This is a genomic window from Paenibacillus sp. FSL R7-0198, from assembly GCF_038000415.1.
In the GTDB taxonomy this organism is placed as follows: domain Bacteria; phylum Bacillota; class Bacilli; order Paenibacillales; family Paenibacillaceae; genus Paenibacillus.
The window spans coordinates 5,275,361-5,293,349 of sequence record NZ_JBBOCB010000001.1; the positions used below are offsets into that span (position 1 = coordinate 5,275,361).

General features: G+C 46.6%; 21 protein-coding genes, 1 tRNA gene and 1 riboswitch. Of the genes, 17 read left to right on the forward strand and 5 right to left on the reverse strand.

Translation table 11 applies throughout. The features are described from left to right. Positions 1–103 precede the first annotated feature (103 nt). Genes urtB through urtE form a run of 4 tightly spaced genes read left to right on the forward strand, consistent with a single transcriptional unit; the run spans position 104 to position 3,567 of the window. Complete coding sequence (gene urtB / locus MKY87_RS22865; RefSeq protein ID WP_036610830.1) at positions 104–1,009, forward strand: urea ABC transporter permease subunit UrtB; 906 nt, start codon at positions 104–106, stop codon at positions 1,007–1,009. Positions 1,010–1,030: 21 nt separating this feature from the next. Further along, entirely contained in the window at positions 1,031–2,122 is a 1,092-nt protein-coding gene (gene urtC, locus MKY87_RS22870; RefSeq protein ID WP_340966328.1) for an urea ABC transporter permease subunit UrtC, read from the forward strand. Next, positions 2,085–2,894: an urea ABC transporter ATP-binding protein UrtD gene (gene urtD, locus MKY87_RS22875; RefSeq protein ID WP_101314094.1), complete on the forward strand. Its 810-nt coding sequence runs from the start codon at positions 2,085–2,087 to the stop codon at positions 2,892–2,894. Before urtC ends, urtD begins: the two co-directional genes overlap by 38 nt. After that, positions 2,872–3,567 carry an urea ABC transporter ATP-binding subunit UrtE gene (gene urtE, locus MKY87_RS22880; RefSeq protein ID WP_340966329.1) on the forward strand — a complete coding sequence of 232 codons (696 nt, stop codon included), beginning with the start codon at positions 2,872–2,874 and terminating at the stop codon, positions 3,565–3,567. The genes urtD and urtE overlap by 23 nt, the downstream gene beginning before the upstream one ends. A 29-nt stretch (positions 3,568–3,596) precedes the next feature. Here the strand turns inward: urtE and MKY87_RS22885 are convergent, their stop codons facing one another. The 3 genes from MKY87_RS22885 to MKY87_RS22895 all read right to left on the reverse strand — a co-directional run bounded on the left by MKY87_RS22885 (position 3,597) and on the right by MKY87_RS22895 (position 5,431). After that, entirely contained in the window at positions 3,597–4,232 is a 636-nt protein-coding gene (locus MKY87_RS22885) for a hypothetical protein (protein ID WP_339785515.1), read from the reverse strand. 27 nt (positions 4,233–4,259) lie between these two features. Beyond that, positions 4,260–4,463 (reverse strand): hypothetical protein, encoded by a 204-nt coding sequence (locus MKY87_RS22890; RefSeq protein WP_017690011.1) that lies wholly within the window; start codon positions 4,461–4,463, stop codon positions 4,260–4,262. A gap of 266 nt (positions 4,464–4,729) precedes the next feature. Further along, positions 4,730–5,431, reverse strand: coding sequence for an urease accessory protein UreF (locus tag MKY87_RS22895; protein ID WP_162158974.1), 702 nt, complete (start codon positions 5,429–5,431; stop codon positions 4,730–4,732). 425 nt (positions 5,432–5,856) lie between these two features. Here MKY87_RS22895 and MKY87_RS22900 point away from each other — a divergent pair. Beyond that, a tRNA-Leu gene (locus MKY87_RS22900) sits at positions 5,857–5,939 on the forward strand. Positions 5,940–6,085: 146 nt separating this feature from the next. Here MKY87_RS22900 and MKY87_RS22905 read toward each other — a convergent pair. Continuing rightward, the gene (locus MKY87_RS22905; RefSeq protein ID WP_036610823.1) at positions 6,086–6,565 is read right to left on the reverse strand and encodes a glutathione peroxidase; all 480 of its coding nucleotides are present in this window, start codon (positions 6,563–6,565) and stop codon (positions 6,086–6,088) included. 372 nt (positions 6,566–6,937) lie between these two features. Next, positions 6,938–7,113: riboswitch (cyclic di-AMP (ydaO/yuaA leader) on the forward strand. Positions 7,114–7,228: 115 nt separating this feature from the next. Here MKY87_RS22905 and MKY87_RS22910 point away from each other — a divergent pair. Both MKY87_RS22910 and MKY87_RS22915 read left to right on the forward strand, forming a co-directional pair. Further along, positions 7,229–7,627: a hypothetical protein gene (locus tag MKY87_RS22910; RefSeq protein ID WP_235193755.1), complete on the forward strand. Its 399-nt coding sequence runs from the start codon at positions 7,229–7,231 to the stop codon at positions 7,625–7,627. Between the two features lie 180 nt (positions 7,628–7,807). Continuing rightward, positions 7,808–8,491, forward strand: a complete 684-nt coding sequence (locus MKY87_RS22915) for an HAD family hydrolase (RefSeq protein ID WP_340966331.1) — start codon at positions 7,808–7,810, stop codon at positions 8,489–8,491. A gap of 136 nt (positions 8,492–8,627) precedes the next feature. Here the strand turns inward: MKY87_RS22915 and MKY87_RS22920 are convergent, their stop codons facing one another. Further along, the gene (locus tag MKY87_RS22920) at positions 8,628–9,923 is read right to left on the reverse strand and encodes an Nramp family divalent metal transporter (protein WP_036669231.1); all 1,296 of its coding nucleotides are present in this window, start codon (positions 9,921–9,923) and stop codon (positions 8,628–8,630) included. Positions 9,924–10,320: 397 nt separating this feature from the next. On the opposite strand from MKY87_RS22920, the gene MKY87_RS22925 reads away from it, so the two are divergent. The 10 genes from MKY87_RS22925 (at position 10,321) to MKY87_RS22970 (ending at position 17,984) form a co-directional block, all read left to right on the forward strand. After that, positions 10,321–10,740, forward strand: coding sequence for an organic hydroperoxide resistance protein (locus tag MKY87_RS22925; RefSeq protein WP_017690005.1), 420 nt, complete (start codon positions 10,321–10,323; stop codon positions 10,738–10,740). A 210-nt stretch (positions 10,741–10,950) separates the two neighbouring features. After that, a complete protein-coding gene (locus MKY87_RS22930; protein ID WP_036610816.1) occupies positions 10,951–11,196 on the forward strand; it encodes a zinc ribbon domain-containing protein in 246 nt (81 codons plus the stop codon). A 99-nt stretch (positions 11,197–11,295) separates the two neighbouring features. Then, the gene (locus MKY87_RS22935) at positions 11,296–11,574 is read left to right on the forward strand and encodes a hypothetical protein (RefSeq protein ID WP_017690003.1); all 279 of its coding nucleotides are present in this window, start codon (positions 11,296–11,298) and stop codon (positions 11,572–11,574) included. A 188-nt stretch (positions 11,575–11,762) separates the two neighbouring features. Then, positions 11,763–12,185: a thiol-disulfide oxidoreductase DCC family protein gene (locus MKY87_RS22940; protein WP_340966333.1), complete on the forward strand. Its 423-nt coding sequence runs from the start codon at positions 11,763–11,765 to the stop codon at positions 12,183–12,185. A gap of 61 nt (positions 12,186–12,246) precedes the next feature. After that, positions 12,247–13,110 (forward strand): DUF6612 family protein, encoded by an 864-nt coding sequence (locus tag MKY87_RS22945; RefSeq protein WP_340966336.1) that lies wholly within the window; start codon positions 12,247–12,249, stop codon positions 13,108–13,110. A 144-nt stretch (positions 13,111–13,254) separates the two neighbouring features. Beyond that, the gene (locus MKY87_RS22950) at positions 13,255–13,638 is read left to right on the forward strand and encodes a VOC family protein (protein ID WP_017690000.1); all 384 of its coding nucleotides are present in this window, start codon (positions 13,255–13,257) and stop codon (positions 13,636–13,638) included. Positions 13,639–13,799: 161 nt separating this feature from the next. Next, positions 13,800–15,017 carry a nucleotide-binding protein gene (locus tag MKY87_RS22955; protein WP_339785508.1) on the forward strand — a complete coding sequence of 406 codons (1,218 nt, stop codon included), beginning with the start codon at positions 13,800–13,802 and terminating at the stop codon, positions 15,015–15,017. Then, a complete protein-coding gene (locus MKY87_RS22960) occupies positions 15,014–16,318 on the forward strand; it encodes a CpaF family protein (protein ID WP_340967529.1) in 1,305 nt (434 codons plus the stop codon). Before MKY87_RS22955 ends, MKY87_RS22960 begins: the two co-directional genes overlap by 4 nt. A 40-nt stretch (positions 16,319–16,358) precedes the next feature. Continuing rightward, positions 16,359–17,102 carry a type II secretion system F family protein gene (locus MKY87_RS22965; protein ID WP_091016179.1) on the forward strand — a complete coding sequence of 248 codons (744 nt, stop codon included), beginning with the start codon at positions 16,359–16,361 and terminating at the stop codon, positions 17,100–17,102. 12 nt (positions 17,103–17,114) lie between these two features. Next, on the forward strand, positions 17,115–17,984 hold the full coding sequence (locus tag MKY87_RS22970; protein ID WP_340966340.1) for a type II secretion system F family protein: 870 nt from the start codon (positions 17,115–17,117) through the stop codon (positions 17,982–17,984). The last annotated feature ends 5 nt before the right edge of the window (positions 17,985–17,989 follow it).

Below are 17,989 nucleotides of genomic sequence, written 5' to 3' on the forward strand. Positions count from 1 at the left end.
CTCACCACATCGCGGTAAAGCGTTAATGTGATGTGAGAAGTGTTGCTGCCGCTAATTTAAGTTGTGAAATGTCGAGAGTCACGGTATGGAGGAGGGGATAGCGATGGATATGTTTATCCTGCAGATGTTCAACGGTCTGAGTATCAGTTCAATTCTGTTGTTGATTGCATTGGGGCTTGCAGTAACGTTTGGGCTGATGAATGTCATCAATATGGCTCACGGTGAACTGATCATGATCGGTGCATATGCAACGTATGTAACACAAAATCTGTTTATGTCCTATGCTCCAGCGGCGTGGTTTGGTGCCTACTTTGTTGTGGCTCTACCGATTGCGTTCATTGTAGCGGCTCTGATTGGCTGGTTGCTTGAAGTGGTGCTGATCAGACATCTGTATGGCAGGCCGCTGGACAGTCTGCTTGCGACATGGGGTGTAGGCATGATGCTGCAACAACTGGCCCGTACAATATTCGGAGCACCAAATGTGGGAGTATCCAGTCCGGCTTGGCTCAATGGGGGATTGGCGATCTCGGATGGTATTGTATTTCCGTATAAACGAATTTTCATTATCGCACTGGTTGCGGTTGTGCTGTTGTGTATGTATCTCTATATCTATCGAACATCTTCCGGAAGACGAATGAGGGCTGTGATGCAGAATCGGAGCATGGCAGGGTGTCTTGGGATTTCGACCCGACGGGTGGATGGCATGACCTTTGCGATTGGTTCGGGCATTGCCGGAATTGCTGGCTGTGCATTAACGCTCATTGGTCCGATTGGTCCTTCACTTGGTACGTATTATATTGTGGATGCCTTCATGGTCGTTGTCCTGGGTGGTGTGGGAAAATTGGTCGGAACCGTGTGTGGTGCATTGGGGATTGGTATGTTCAACACGCTATTCGAAACCTATACCTCGGCCTCCATTGGTAAGGTGCTTGTGTTTGTATGTATCGTTGCTTTCCTGCAATGGAAACCACGCGGCTTGGTCGCGATGCGCACACGGAGTCTCGATTAACGTGAAAAAGGGGGTTAGTTCATGTCCGCTTTACTCAAGACTGGCAGTCTGAAAATGAGGATTATCTGGGCGGTTGTACTCATCATGATGTGTCTTGCTCCACTGATCTCCACGGAGTTTCGTCTGAGTCTGTTAGCCAAGTTTTTGGCGCTGGCAATCCTGGCTATTGGTCTCGATCTGATCTGGGGTTATGGGGGTGTGTTGAGTCTTGGGCATGGTGTGTTCTTTGGGCTAGGTGGATACGCGATGGCGATGTATCTGAAGCTTCAGGCCAGTGGAGCAATGCTTCCTGACTTCATGGGATGGAGTGGTCTCAGTGGTCTGCCATGGTTCTGGGAACCATTTCGCTCTTTCCCGGTGGCGCTGTTATTGGGGATAGCCCTTCCGGCATTGCTTGCCTTTGCCCTGGGGTGGTTTACGTTCCGTAACCGGATCACCGGTGTTTATTTTACCATCCTGACTCAAGCCTTGGTTCTTATTACGGTAACACTCTTTGTTGGTAAACAGGAATGGACGGGTGGAACAAATGGCATTACCGGATATAATTCGATCTTTGGTTTTACACTTCATTCCGCTGGAACGACGATTGCTCTCTACTATATAACGCTTGCTGTTCTGGTGATCGCATATATGCTCTGTCGTCGAATGGTGAACAGTCGGTTCGGCCAAGTGCTCGAAGCTGCGCGGGATGGGGAGAATCGGGTACGATTCCTCGGATATGATCCGGCAGGATATAAAACGCTGGCTTTTGCTTTTTCCGGTGCGCTTGCAGGCATCGCGGGCATGTTGTTTGTTCTTCAGGTGGGTATTATCTCGCCATCGATGATGGGGATTGTGCCCTCCATTGAGATGGTCCTGTGGGTTGCGCTGGGTGGTCGCGGTACGCTTATTGGAGCGGTCATCGGAGCAGTGGTGCTGAATGCAGCCAAAACAGGCATAAGTGAGGCTTATCCCGAAGGATGGCTGTTTGTCATTGGCGGGCTCTTTGTAACAGTAGTCTTGTTCATGCCAAACGGAATTGTAGGTGTATATCGTCATATCGTTCGTTTGCTGAAGCGGAGAGGAGAGAGTGCGCATGTCCAAGTCACTCGGGAAAAACCTGAAGTCTACTGAGGAATCAGCGGTGTTGGTAGCCGAAGACATTACGGTGGCCTTTGGTGGGTTCGTTGCTGTTAAAGGCATGAATCTGAAGCTGCATGAACATGACCTGCATTTTCTGATTGGACCGAATGGTGCGGGGAAAACCACGATGCTGGATGTGATATGCGGTAAAACCAAACCGATGTCCGGCTCGGTAAAGATGGCGGATGGTACGGAATTAACACGACTGAAGGAGCACCAGATTGTTCGCAAAGGGGTGGGACGCAAATTCCAGGCGCCATCGATCTTTGCGGGTCTGACGGTACAGGAGAATCTGACGCTGGCGGCGGAGACTCGCCGTTCCCCTTTGCAAGCCATTGGCATTCGGAGATATGGGAAAATGAGTGCTGCCATGGAGCATGTTACCCTCCAGATTGGTCTGCAAGACCGCGTTGATGCTCGTGCAGGAGCGTTATCACATGGGGAGAAGCAGTGGCTGGAGATCGGCATGTTGCTTCTGCAGGAGCCGCGGGTGTTGTTACTGGACGAACCAGCCGCAGGCATGACGGATGAAGAAACACACAAGACCGGGCGACTTCTGCAAGAGATTGCGCGTGAACGCTCGGTTGTGGTGGTGGAGCATGATATGGAGTTTGTGCGAGAGTTCGCAGCCAAGGTAACGGTGATGCATGAAGGGAAACTGCTGAAGGAAGGTACGATGGCGGAGGTACAGGCAGACCCGAAAGTGGCAGAAGTGTATCTGGGCAAAAGGAGGGATGACCATGCTGTCGCTGCAACGAATTGAATCCGGCTACGGGGAAAGCAATGTGCTTCGTGGTGTGAACCTGGATGTACAGCCTGGACAGGTGGTGTGTCTGATGGGCCGTAACGGTGTAGGGAAAACAACGTTGATGAAAACATTAATGGGGCTGCTCAAAACACGCAAGGGCAGTATTCAGTGGCAAAACCAGGAGTTATCCACTTTGGACACAGCCAAGCGGGCAAGGGTAGGGATCGGTTATGTACCGCAGGGGCGGGAGATTTTCCCGCAGCTTACGGTGAAAGAAAACTTATTGCTTGGTCTGGAGACAAGTGCACCGGGAGTAAAAACGTTCCCGGAGGATGTACTGGCGATGTTTCCAGTACTTGCGACGATGTATGGACGGCAGGGCGGGGATCTGAGTGGTGGACAGCAGCAACAGTTGGCATTCGCTCGGGCATTGGCTTCGCGTCCGGGGTTGTTGCTCCTTGATGAGCCGACAGAAGGCATCCAGCCTTCTATCGTGGAGGACATTCGGCAGGTTATTTTGCAGCTCAAGGCAAAGGGGAACCTCTCGGTTCTGCTGGTAGAGCAGAGTATTGATTTTGTACGGAGTGCCGCAGACTACATCTATATCATGGACAAAGGGGCCATAACCCTGCATGGGACACCGCAAGAATTGGATATGTCGCAGTTTGAACATCATCTCTCCGTGTAGTTGTAGTTAGTGTGGCGAGTGGAGAGGTTTCAGGAACGCTTGTCCAGGATATTCGAGTATTTGGGATATAACCGCCGGATGCATTCCGGACAGATGTCATGGGTGAATTCGGCGTGGGTATGCTTCTCCAGATAACTCTCAACGGAGTTCCAGTGTTCCTCTTCGTCCTTGATTTGTTTGCAGACGGCGCAAATAGGCAGCAGTCCGCGCAATGTGCGCACTTCAGACAATGCCTTCTTCAATTGGTGTTCTGTCTTTCTCTGTTCGGTAATATCCATGTGTGCAATCAAAGCGAGATCGGTATCCTGAATTGAATTTGCATAAGATAGAGGGGTGAGTTCTACACGAAACCACCTCTTTTCATTGTATACAGTATACACGCAGATGTCATATGTATGATTTCGATTAAAGGGTATTCCGCGTTCTTTCAAATTCTGTGCGACAAGTGCCATGTTAGCGTTCTTGCCTCGTTTTGCCCAGGCTTCCGTCAGATGCAGGTAATGTCTATGATTACTGTGTGTATCCGGGGATGGTGAGCATTGACCGAGTCCTTGTTGCCAGGCACGGTTACAACTTTGGATAATCCAATTGTGATCAATGATGATGAGTTGGTGACGTATGGACTGGAACGACAGCCTCTCCAGATCGGATGTAACATGTCTCATGGATAGGACCCTCCTTTGGCAGAAATCTTATCTCAGTTCATCTGGAATATCCAAAATATCAGCGACCAGGTGCCTGAATCGGGTTGCTTTGCGTGTGCCGTGAATGAGATTGGATAAACGATAGGGTGGGATGCCATGCTGTTCACAAAAGGTCTTCTGGTCCACTTGAAGTTCGGTTAGCCGTCGTTTGATGGCCCATCCGAACGGAGTAACTGGTTTTTTCTTGTTCAAAAGGGTTCACCCCTGATTAGAATGTAGTATTCAGCCGCCCTTTCTTCATGTAAAATATATAGAAATGCGAGCTGTATGTTTCATTATATACGTAAATTCGTCATCTAACAATTAAAAAAGACGGAAAAAAGTGTATTTTTTGATGATAAATGGCGTAAATACGTAAATAAAACAAATAAAATGACAAAAAACACGTCGGCAAGGAGGTTGCCGCGTGTTTTTTAGTTTGTCTGAATAAAGGGGAGCAGGTATGAGGAGGAAGAGGATTAGGCCCTGTAGGCATGAAGTCCAGCTCCAAGCATATGGAAACTGGGAAAAAATGATTTCATGGACATCGAGGTTGGCTGTGCCAGTCCATCCGCAGCCGAGGCGCTGACGGTCTTCCATTCATTCTCCAGATCTGTGGCCAGGCGGACCATCAGATCCTTGGTTGTATCGTTGTTCAGGGGAATGACTTTGGAGGCTTCGGTTATGCAGGCATTCATGGCTGAATGCAGGTAACCAAGGACCGCCTCCTCGACCGGGATGTCGAGGTGGTGGTTAATCCAGGCGTGAACAGTGGAGAGGCAGCCAACCGAATCGTATTTGGCAAAGATCTGTTCGAGCTGGCTGAATTCAATCCAGGGGTGCAGAGCGCGTGCAAGTCTGATCAATCGTTTACCCATGGCGGCAGCTTGTTCTCTGAGATCTCCAGGGGTTCGCTGAACATGAACGAGCTTGTCGATTAGAGCTATCCGCCATGTATCCTTGTGATCTGCTGCGGTATAGATGCCTTTGATGGCCATGCCTTCTAGACGAACGATGCTCGGATGCAACTGACAACGCATGAATGATTCGAGATCTTCAGCATTACGAATGGTACCCTCCCTGATATGGATATCCATGCCGAAGGAATGGGTGAACCCTCCAACCTGAATAGAGGAATCAAGCAGTTTGACATAATCGAGCAGCTTATTCCCACGGTTCACAATCATTCGCCTCCTGTGTTCGTTAAATGTCACTTAAAGTGACATTTATATTCCTTTTTGTTTGCTTTATGTTTAAAAATCCGAATTATATGATAGTTATCATCCCATAAATGTCCGCTTTTTGTCAATAGTATCCGTGAAATTTAATGGATTAAATCTGGGATTCAATATTTGTGTTATTTTATATAACATATAAGGTTAAATATCTGCGAAGTGCAGGGAGGACTAGATATAAATGAATCAATAAGATCAGTTCAATCCGGAAAGGAGGGGATCAAATCTAATGTATGCAGTTCATGGGTAAAGATGACGAGAATATGCGTTTTTTGTGGAAAATGCCTAGCTGTAAAAGAAGTATTAAAAAATACTTTACTTTTAGTTCTGAACCCGGTATAATCAATTCTGTTGCCGATTATTTACGACATGCGGTCGTGGTGGAATGGCAGACACGCTATCTTGAGGGGGTAGTGGGCGTATGCCCGTGGAGGTTCGAGTCCTCTCGACCGCATCATATGAACGATTAAGAAGAAGCTTTCCATTAATGGAAAGCTTCTTTTTTTTGTTTTTTTAACAGTCTGACATCAAAGTTGAGAAAAAAGGCCATCCATACCGGGGCAATGGTGCTCTACCTTCCGGCTACGGGTGGCCAATGTATTATTTTTGCAGCAAGTTCTTGATATCTTCTTCAATCTTGTCCGGTGTTGTTTTGGGAGCATACCGTTTAATGACCTGTCCGTTCTGATCCACAAGGAATTTGGTGAAATTCCATTTGATTGCTTTGGAGCCGAGCAGGCCAGGAGCTTCTGTGCTAAGGTGCTGGAAGAGAGGGTGAGCGCTTGAGCCGTTCACATCAATTTTCTCAAACATAGGGAAGCTTACGCCATAATTCATCTGACAGAACTCGGCAATATCATCGGAAGAACCTTTTTCCTGTGCAAACTGGTTACTTGGAAAACCAAGGACTTCAAATGGCGCATCCTGGAACTTGTCTTGCAATTCTTGCAGACCTTTGAATTGAGGGGTAAGTCCGCATGAGCTTGCCGTATTCACAATCAGGAGCACTTTGTCACGGTAGTCGGACATTTCAACTTCTTGACCGCGAAGGGTATTCACTTTGTAATCGTAGACTGTCATCTAAATCGCCTCCATTTATTTACTCTTATATCTTCTATTATATTGGTTGCAATTAAATATTGCAAAACTAATATGGTGTTAAAAGCACCAAAACAGGCAAGTTGTGCAGAATACGTGAATGAATTGCGAAGTGATTTTCGTCAGAGTGAGAATTAGATAGATTTAAAGAGATGGATAGAGTATGACCTTGTTGTAAGCGCTATTATATGTGAGTATTGCCGAAAATCTGTCGATTCGGTGATCTGTGCGGACTTTACACCATCATGGCACGGGTGTATGATTCATAACGTAATTTCAATTTAAACTAAATTGTACCTGAAAAACGAAACAAACGATAATATCGCTCGATCTTATCCTTAAGATATACGAACGATGTTTTAATCGCTGAGTTTCCATTCATTGATGAGTGGAAAACGGGGGAACCAACAGAATGCGCTGTCCAGGACAGTAGGCATTCATGGGGTGAATTTTCCGGTGACAGCCGGAAATAGGGCGACTCTCGCGCCCGAATCCGTCAGCTAACCTCGTAAGCGTTAAAGGGAGAGGCAACAAGCCGTACGCTGGTTCATGGCGTTTTCGCCATGGGTTCTTTAAGAAGCGTTCGGGAGGCCTTGGTCCCCCACGCTTCTTTTTTGTTGTCTTTTCACGCCAAGGGAGGAACGAATGATGGATACTGAGATGATCTTAGTGACTGCTCCAAATGAAGCAGGACGCAAATTTATCAAATTACTAATGTACAAAAAAATGCCGTTTGCCGTTCTAACCAACAGTGCAGGGGAAGAGCGCAGACTCCGTAGAATCGGAGTCGAACATGTCATTCGCATGAATACGGCTGCAGCTCAAAAATGGTTTTTGCCGCAGGGCAGCGTAGGCAACGTGTTTATTTTCGAGAACAGCCTGAATCTAACCTGTCGTTATTTACAGATCTGCCGTTCATGGACATCGAAATCCCTGTGCGTCATTACGGAGCAGAGTCATCCTAAGGGCATCTATCGGGGCATGGGCGCAGACCGGATTGTATATTCGCTCAATGGGGAAGTTGGCTTTCTCCTCAATGGTTAATGCCATAGCTTGTGATTGCTCAGGTGTAAGGTGCCTGTTATAATTGAATGTATCGATAAACGGAAGTTTGAGGAGACTCATGCAAGATGGTGAGTCTTCTTTTTTATGGTTTTAAAGGTAGTTCAAGACTTTTTGAACACGAACTTTTAGATTGCCTGTGGCTTACAAGGAGGAATTGGCGTGCCGGATGTGGGTGGATTAAAGTGGTTGTTTTTTGATGTTGGAGATACACTGGTGGATGAATGGGAGCCGGTTGATGATATTATCGGACAGTTCGTCCGTGAAGCCTGTGCTTTGGGGTATCCGGTGACAATTGAGGCGGTACGCGAACTGTTCGCGAACTGTTACCAGAAATATGAGCAATGGCCTATGAGAGTGGCGATTCGCACATTCGTTGAAGACGAGGGACACCAGAAACAGATTCAGGACAAGTTGAAGTTTCAAAAAGATCTTGAACGTCCTTTTCCTTCAGCGGATTCCGTTCTTCAGCAGTTGTCACGGCATTATCGCATTGGCATTATTGCCAATCAGAGTCCTGGAACGGAAGAGAGACTGGAGAGCTACGGCTTGCGGAAGTATGTTGATGTTCTGGCCTGTTCTGCTGAAGAAGGTGTGTCCAAGCCAGACCCTGAGTTATACGCTGTAGCCTTGAAACAGGCCGGCTGTGAACCGGAGGAAGCCGTCATGGTTGGGGATCGGATCGATAACGACATTATACCTGCTCGGAAGCTGGGCATGCTTACGATTCGAATTATGCAGGGTTACGGAAGATTCCAGCCAGACCGATCGGATGAGGAACGTGCGGATTGGACTGTTAATTCATTGGATGAACTCCTGCCGTTACTGGTGCCCAATCAGGATTAGATAATTGTTTATTAGAGTTTAGCGTTTTACTATAAAAGGAAACACGCTGCAGTACTGCAACAATAAAGGCTGATCAACTTGGTATTGAATACCGGAGTTGATCAGCCTTTTTAGTATTTGGTCAATAAGAACGAGATTAGAATAACCGAATCGTCTGAATGATCAGATATACATTCAGCACAACGATAATCGCGGCAATGACCCATGAGATGATTTTGAGCCACAATTTGTTGGCGAATGCACCCATGCTTTTTTTATCACTCGTGAACATCACCAGGGGAATTACAGCAAAGGGCAATTGAAGCGACAGCACGACCTGGCTCAAAATGAGCAGTTCTTCTGTGCCATGTTCTCCTGCAATGGCTGTGACAATTACCGCCGGGATGATGGCGATCAGACGTGTGACCAGTCTGCGCAGCCAAGCGGGAATTCGAATGTTCAGGAAACCTTCCATAACAATCTGCCCGGCGAGTGTACCTGTAAGGGTAGAGTTCTGGCCTGATGCTAACAGCGCCACACCGAACAGAATACTTGCAACCGTAGTACCCAATAGAGGTGTCAGCAGATGGTACGCATCTGCGATCTCAGCAACCTGTGTCATACCAGCACTGTGGAATACAGCAGCAGATACAATCAGGATGGCCGCATTGATGAACAGGGCAAGTGTCAGTGCGATTGTCGAGTCCATGGTCGAGTACCGAATAGCTTCTTTTTTACCCTGTGGTGTCTGTTCAATCTGACGGGTCTGCACAATGGAAGAATGCAGGTACAGATTATGCGGCATCACGGTTGCTCCGATAATACCAATGGCGATATAGAGCATAGCCGGGTTTTGTAGAATCTCAACATTTGGTACAAAACCATGGAGAACACCGCCCATATCCGGTTTTGCCAGGAAAAGGTCAATCCCGAAGCAGAGGGCAATGGTCGCCATCAGCACAATGACAAGTGTTTCCAAAGCGCGGAATCCTTTGTTTTGCAGTACAAGAATCAGGAGTACATCAACTGCGGTGATGATCACGCCGTATAACATGGGGATGTTAAATAACAGCTTTAACGCGATGGCAGAACCTATGACCTCAGCCAGATCGGTAGCTGCAATGGCGAGTTCACACAGAATCCATAACATCATGACAACAGGCATGCTGAATCGTTCACGACAGGCTTGGGCCAGATCCCGTCCAGTAACGATGCCGAGCTTTCCAGCTAATGATTGAAGTACAACGGCCATCAGGTTCGATAACAGGATAACGGATAACAAGGTATACCCGAACTGTGAGCCACCTGCGATATCTGTTGCCCAGTTCCCGGGGTCCATGTAACCTACGGCAACGAGGTATCCTGGGCCTACAAAGGCGAGGAATTTCTTCCACCATGCAGCATTCTGCGGGACTTTCATGGAACTATGTGCTTCTCCAAGCGAAGGGGCCATGCCCGCAGTAGACAATGATTCTCTTGAAGGAGCGTTGAACGGATTTTTTTTACTCATACGATAATCACCTGACTTTGAATTATTGATTTGGTAATATTGATGCGGGACAAACCACGCATGATATATCTAAATTTTTATGTTTATTGTTACATTGTACTCCTTCAATAATTTTTGTCTAGTGCAACTTTTATGTATTAACACAAAATTTAGGTTCTAATTTGAAGATGCCCCTTCGTATATTACCCAACCTTAGGAAAAATACAGCCATGGCGTTGAAATGCATGAAAATAATAAAGTTGTAAAAGCTTATAAAGAACTAAAATGCGTTTCAAAATGAGCCAGAAGTTTAAATTGAAAGGAAGGCAGTAAAAACTAAATGGATAAGGAGAGATTCTTAATGGAAGCTTTATATACAGCAGTAGCGACAGTTAAAGGTGGACGTACAGGTTCAGTAACTTCTTCGGATGGCGTGCTCAAACATGATTTGAAAATGCCGAAAGAGCTTGGAGGTTCCGGTGGTGAAGGTACCAACCCTGAGCAGCTCTTCGCAGCTGGATATGGAGCATGTTATGAGAGTGCCCTTGCCAATGTTGCTCGTAAAGCAGGTGTGAAATTGGAGAATGTGGTCGTTACAAGTAACGTATCCATTGGTAAAGACCCAGCGGATGACGGTTTTCAATTATCTGTTCGCCTGGACGTGAGTATGCCTGGGGTGGATCACAGTCAAGCAGAAGATCTGGCCCGCAAGGCACATGATTTCTGTCCGTATTCCAAAGCGACACGTGGCAACATTGATGTTGTATTAAACGTAGTCTAAGATTTGACTCCCTGCAAGTAAAGGGAACATATAGAGCAGGGTATCCCAGATACCTGATGTTCGACTACAAAGCCCTGCTGGCAATCGGCAGGGCTTTGTGTTGATTATAATATAAGGACATGATGCAGGAGATTAGATGCCAGATCGCGTACTATTTTACATAATTGCACTCTCACTTCATGCTACACATTCCATAAAGGGGGAACAAAGATGAGTATTGAAGAGATGATCGAGCGGCGATTTGTGTGTACAAAATGCAGAGGCACGGATTGTAACATTAAGGAAGTTTCCATGTCAGGAGCAGGCCTGAGCAAGATGTTTGATATACAGCATAACCATTACCTGTTCGTGGCTTGTGCTTCCTGCGGGTATGTTGAAGTATTTGATCCGGATGTCTTGAAAGGGAAAAAACAGGGGCAGGTAGGGACTATTCTGGATATTCTGTTTGGCGGGTAGACATGCGCGAGTTGACATTGAACTGAATTTTCTTTAATATAACTTAGTACTGAGTAGTGTCATTGCATGAACCAAATTTGAATTAAACAGGTGATATCCATGTCTTATAGACCGCGTATTGCAGATTTAGAATTAGCTTATGGTAACAAGGAAGACGGATTGTACGAATTTAAAATGAATTTGGTAGACGGTACAAAATGCCGTGTATTCTACTCCCGTTCCCCGGAATGGAAGATGACCAATATCAGTCGTTTGCAGAAAACGCCTTGTCCAGTATGTCGCAAAGATTTCATTTGCAAATGTATGGACCAGTGGGCAAGTGACCTGCATCAACAGATGATCGATGACCAATGGATGGAAAAGGCAGTTACGGAGTAATTGTCGGACAGATACGAGCGCGGGCACAATGCCTGCGCTCTTTTTCTTTATATTTCCAATAAATGCGTGTTCAAAAAGAGCGGTTTTCAGTCTTTTTGAACTACCTCTAGAAATAAATTTAGAATTAGTCAACAAGAAGGCCCAGATTGGGTAAGTTACTCTAACCGCAACAATAGGAGGCAGCCAATATGACAGCAAATCAAACAGATGTGCATCAGGGACATCCGATCGTACTGGTGGATGGTGTCTGTCACTTCTGCCAGGGCTTAACCAAATGGATTATTAAGCGTGACCCGGAAGGGAAATATCATTTTGCTTCGCTCCAATCAGATGTAGCCAAGGAACTGCTGGAGAAAGGCAATTTGTCGACAGACAGTATGGATACCTTTGTTCTGATTGAATATGGAAAATACTATACACGTTCAACCGCCGCACTGCGACTGGCTAAGGGTCTGAAGTTTCCTTATCCGTTGTTATATGTGTTCATTATTGTACCGAAATTTATTCGTAATGCAGTCTATAACTGGGTTGCTCGCAACCGTTATCGCTGGTTTGGCAAGGATGAAGCGTGCATGTTGCCTACACCGGAGATCAAAGATCGATTTTTATGATTAATAACGGAAATAATTGGGTAATGAATACAGATCATATCTATTTTGGGAGGACAACAACTTGAAGAAGTGGACTACATTATTTATCGGGGCATTATTAGCAGTGAGCTTGGCAGCATGCAGTAACGATACAGATAATACGGCAACGCCGCCAGCGACTAACAACGAAACATCTAACGAGGGTAATACACCTGCAGAGCAGGAAACAAAGATCCCTACCCTGGACGAATTGATTACCAAAACCAATGCAGCAACCAAAGAAATGAAAAGCTTCACAACTGAAGCAAACATTGATCAGAATCTGAAACTGGATGCTGGTGAACAGTCCCAGGATCAACAGGTTAAAACATCGCTCAAGATGGATATTATCAAAGATCCAATGATGATCTATCAAGAGATGAAAATGGAAATGTCGGGACAGGAAGCTCAGAACGTGAAGCAGTATATCACATCGGATAAAATCTACTCTCAAGTTGGGGATCAATGGGTTGCGATTCCTGAAGCTCAAACCAAGGAACTGATTGAGCAGATGAAAGCAAGCATGAACCCGGAAGGTGAATTGGAGCAATTCAAAAAGATTGAAGAAGATACTGAAGTGACCGAAGAAGGCGACAATTATGTGATTAACGCTGACGTATCCGGTGATAACGTGAAGGAACTGGCCAAAGCCGTGATGGAGCAGAACGGATCGGATGCCCAGATGCAAGCCATGCTTGATCAGATGAATATCACCAGCATGAAGATGAAATACATGATCAACAAAGAAACCTACCTGCCTGCAAGTACGGACGTAACCATGGTCATGGAGATGGAACAGAATGGACAGAAAATGACGATGGACATGAAGATGACCAGTACGTTCTCCAACCAGGATCAAGTGGAAGAGATCAAGATTCCACAAGAAGCATTGGATAGCGCTAAATAAAACAGGCACCTCTGAACTAGATCTGTGTGAGCCGAGAGGTTTACCAGATTAGAATCAGGGGTGTTTTTCTGTTTAGCGGAGATTATGGTCAGGGTTGAAGGTGTTATAGTATAGTCATATTGAAGTAGAGAGGGGATATAAAAGATGATCGAATATGCACACATCCACCATGTTAGTCTGGCTGTACGTGATCTGGAAATCGCGAAGAAATTCTATTCGGGGTTACTGGGAATGCAGGAGATTGAACGCCCGCCTTTCCGCTCCACAGGTACATGGTATGCCATCGGTAGCCAGCAGCTTCATCTGTTACAGCACCCGGAGGGGCACACGTTACGTGAGGCTGGGATTGATACAACAGACGGCCACTTTGCGATCTGGGTCACCAGTTATTCAGGGACTATAGCTTGGCTGGAGCAGCAGGGAATTGAGTATGAAGCGAGACCGGATAGTGTAGCGGGATTCGCACAGATTTTTGTACTTGATCCTGACCGTAACATTATTGAGTTCGATTCACCGTATAACTCTTAAGGAGAAATGGGTTAGAATAAATCCCTTGCTCCCCCAGAAATTGTATGCTATATTATCCATACATTCATAGCACGTGACGGAAGCACCGTCCATATACTGCATATTCATGCGGTTATTGGACGGTGCTTTTTTGTGCTTTTTGACAGGGAGGGAAGGAAAATTTGATTGTACTGAAGGTAGTTCTGGTTTCAAAAGATAGAGATTACATTAGCGCCTGGCTTGATTATGTACAGGGAAATTCGCCTGGTCTCCATGTGCGTTTCACGGCATTCTCCCAAGGGGATTCGTTCAAGGATCACATGAATGAGCAAGAAGGTCGAGAATTACCGGATCTGGTTATTGCAGAACCGGAGTTTCTGAATGACTGGCTGAATAACGGGGGAGAAGGATCAGGTGTACCTTGGCTAATGCTTAGTGAAGGGATGGAAGAGGTGGATGAGGCCAAGCGGCTGATGAAATACCAACCCTTGCCTGCTTTGCTGGATGCTGTGATGCATGCTTGCCGACAGCCACGCCGTAAGAAGGTTCACCATCCGGGGCAAGAGACGCTCTCCATCGGTGTAGTATCCGCTTCGGGTGGAAGTGGCAAAACGGCAGTAGCTCTGCATATGGCGAAGCAATTGGGACTTGCAGGATATGCTGTTCTCTATCTGAATCTGGAGACGCTGGACAGTACGCTCCCGTTTCTGGAAAAGGGACTAACTAGAAGTGGGCAGCGTAACCCGGATGCGGAGACGGGATTGTCACGTCTGTTATACGATCTGAAGGTGGGCAGAAAGGAATCCGGCAAGCAGTTACAGGTGCAATCTAAGGCTGTGGATAGATATGTAGTCCGGCATGAAGCGCTGAGATCCGATGTGTTCTGGCCATTATCTAATCGTAAAGAACTGTTGCAAATGACTCGTGAGGATACGTCGAATCTTATTTGTTATTTAACGGATTGCGGACAATATGACGTGTTGATTCTGGATGGGGATTCCGATTGGGATGGGCGCAGTGAAGGGGTACTGGATGCAGCAGATGCATTTGTCTGGCTCGTTGAGGATGATATATCTGCCATGCATCGATGGGGACAATGGTTACAGCATGCTGAGCGTACGAAACCAGATCTATACGAAAGTATACTGGAGCGTTCACGCTTTGTGGTTAACAAATATCGGGACAATGTCGTCAATGCACTCCCACGTCCTGATCTGCATCTGGATGCAGTGTTGCCCTATATCCCTTCTTGGAAGCAACTCAGTCAGGAGGAGGTCATGCTTAGTTCTCCGATCTTCCAACGTGAAGTGAAGAGATTATGTGCCATGCTGGTACAAGATGGCGAAGAAGAATTGAAGCAGACGGGACGAATTCAGAAGCAGGATCGGTGGGCACTATGACGGATTCATCCAATAGAATGCTGGATCGTGAAGAACAGTTTCAGATGATGCGCAGGGAGGTCAGGGCTGGACTCGATTTAACCTCTTCCGCAGGAGATGATGAACTGTGGCAGGGGATAGAACGCAAAGTTCTGTCTGACCCGAAGCTGGATAATCTGACCTCAGGAGAGCGGCATACGCTGGTACAGCGATTGTTTGACTCCTTTCGTGGATTGGATATTTTGCAGCCACTTGTGGATCATCCCGATATTACGGAAATTATGATCAATAGTCACAAGGAGATTTTTGTGGAGCAGGAAGGTGAAGTCAGCCAGATCACCCTTGAATTTGAGTCCAGGGAACGGCTCGAGGATATCATCCAGATGATTGTGTCCGGGGTAAACCGGATTGTGAATGAGTCTTCTCCAATCGTAGATGCCCGTTTAAAGGATGGTTCGCGGGTCAATATCGTGCTGCCCCCTATTGCCTTGAAAGGTCCCACGATGACGATTCGTAAATTCCCCAGTGAACCGATGAAGATGTCCGATCTGATTGAAAAGGGAGCCCTGCATGAAGAAGCGGCAGAATTATTGCAGCAGTTGGTACGGAGCAAATACAACATCTTCATTGGAGGCGGGACCGGATCGGGAAAAACGACCTTTCTGAACGCATTATCACAGTTCATCCCTGCCGATGAGCGGATTATTACCATTGAGGATTCGGCTGAGTTACAGATTGTTACGGTACCAAATCTGGTGTCACTGGAAACGCGGAATGCAAACACCGAAGGCAAGGGACAGATATCTATTCGGGATCTGATCAAATCTTCCTTACGGATGCGTCCAAACCGGATTGTGATTGGTGAGGTAAGGGGCGCAGAAGCGCTGGATATGTTACAGGCCATGAACACTGGCCATGATGGATCTTTGTCTACAGGGCATGCGAATACCATCTCTGACATGATTAGCAGACTCGAAACGATGGTACTTAGCGGTGCAGATCTTCCTATTGCGGTTGTAAGGCAGCAGATTAGTTCAGCAATCGATATTTTTGTACATCTGTCCCGGCTGCGAGATCGTTCACGGCGGGTGACAGAGATTAGTGAAGTGATTGGCATGCAGGACGGTGAGGTTATGCTGAATCCACTGTTTCGTTTCCAGGAACAAGAAGAGCGTGGAGGCAAAATTATTGGCGGGTTAGTACAGGTTGGAAAGTTGAATCAGGTGGATAAAATTCAGATGGCTGGGCTTGGGGAATGGCTGGATGGATACATAGAACAATATAGTGTTGAAACAAATTCATCAGATAACAACGTGAATTAAAGTCATTGGAAGGTGATTACTGTTGGGTGAAGCCAGACAGATGTTGACGGATTACACCGTATATACGCTTTCCCGGAGACAACGAATGGTCTGTATGTTGATTAGTGGTCTGCTGTTTTTTGGCATCGGAATTCTGTTCTACCATCACTGGTTGGCTGGAGCGATCCTGGCTGCGGGTTGCATATGGGTACCAAAACATTGGACTAAAGTGCTGTTGGAACGAAAAAGAATGACACTCAGTTTACATTTTAAGCAAGCGTTATATGCATTATCTTCGGCACTAGCCGCGGGAAAATCGGTGGAAAATGGATTCAAGGAGTCCGTAGAGGATCTGCGGATGTTGAACCCGGAAGCCGATACCGATCTGATTCGTGAGTTCACGATATTGCGGACACGGATGGAGTATGGACAACCAATCGAAGAGGCACTACAGGATTTTTCGGATCGGGCGCAGATTGAAGATATTACGAATTTTGCAGATGTGTTCATCACGTGCAAACGAACTGGCGGGGATCTGGTTGAGGTTGTGCGTCGTACCTCTGCGGTGATTGGTGAGAAGCTGGACATTCAGCAGGATATTATGGTCGCGGTATCGCAGAAAAAGTTCGAATCAAAGGTGATGTTTGCCGCTCCATTTATTTTTCTGATATTCCTCAATCTGACCGCTAAGGACTTTATGGAGCCATTATATAGCGGGATGGGCTACCTCATCTCAAGTGGTGCCTTGGCAGTACTCGCCTGCTGTTATCTGTGGATTAATCGCATTATGGATATCAAAGTATAAGGAGCTGAAACGATGCTGCTTCCCGTTATAGTCGCAGGGATGCTCGGAGCGGGATGGCTGGTGCTGAATCGAACCCGGGGACAGACCTACCGGCATCTGCGCAAGCTGGATATGGAAGGATTACGACTGAAAAAATTACATGGCCCCTTCCTGCTTATATTGGAAAAGTTTGAGATTGGACGCAGATTGCCAGTGCTCATGTTTCGAATGCAACATGCCATTCAGAAAATGTATGGCATACAGCACAGTGGAGAAAAAACGATGCTGTATTGCGCCGAAATGTTGACCTACACGTGGCTCATGCTGCTGGTGGGCTGCCTGTTATCACTCGTTGGAGATATGGGCATCGGAGGTATGGTAGGGGGGCTCGCGCTCGGTGCAGCGTTACCTTTTGCGCTCTACAAAGACCTCAATACAAAGGTGCAGCGAAGAGACCAGGATATTCTTATGGAACTGCCTGAGCTGCTGAACCGAATTGTACTGTTGGTTGGCGCAGGGGAGACCGTGCAACGTGCCATCGTTCACTGTGTGACAAGCCAGGGGGAACGGAAACATCCGTTGTACAACGAACTCAGAAAGACGGTGGGAGATTGGAATAATGGTTACTCGTTTCAACAATCATTTGAACAGTTCAGTCGTCGCTGCGGTGTACAGGAAGTGACGATTTTTACGACAACGGTGCTGTTGAATTTCCGGCGTGGGGGAGGTGACTTTGTATTGGCGCTGCGGGATCTGTCACATGTGTTGTGGGAGAAACGCAAGGCTGTCAGTCGGGCGAAGGGAGAACAGGCTTCTTCCAAACTGGTGTTTCCGATGGTACTGATCTTTTTTACGATTGTGGTCATGATCGGGGCACCTGCTTTTATGATGATGAATATGTAGGAGGA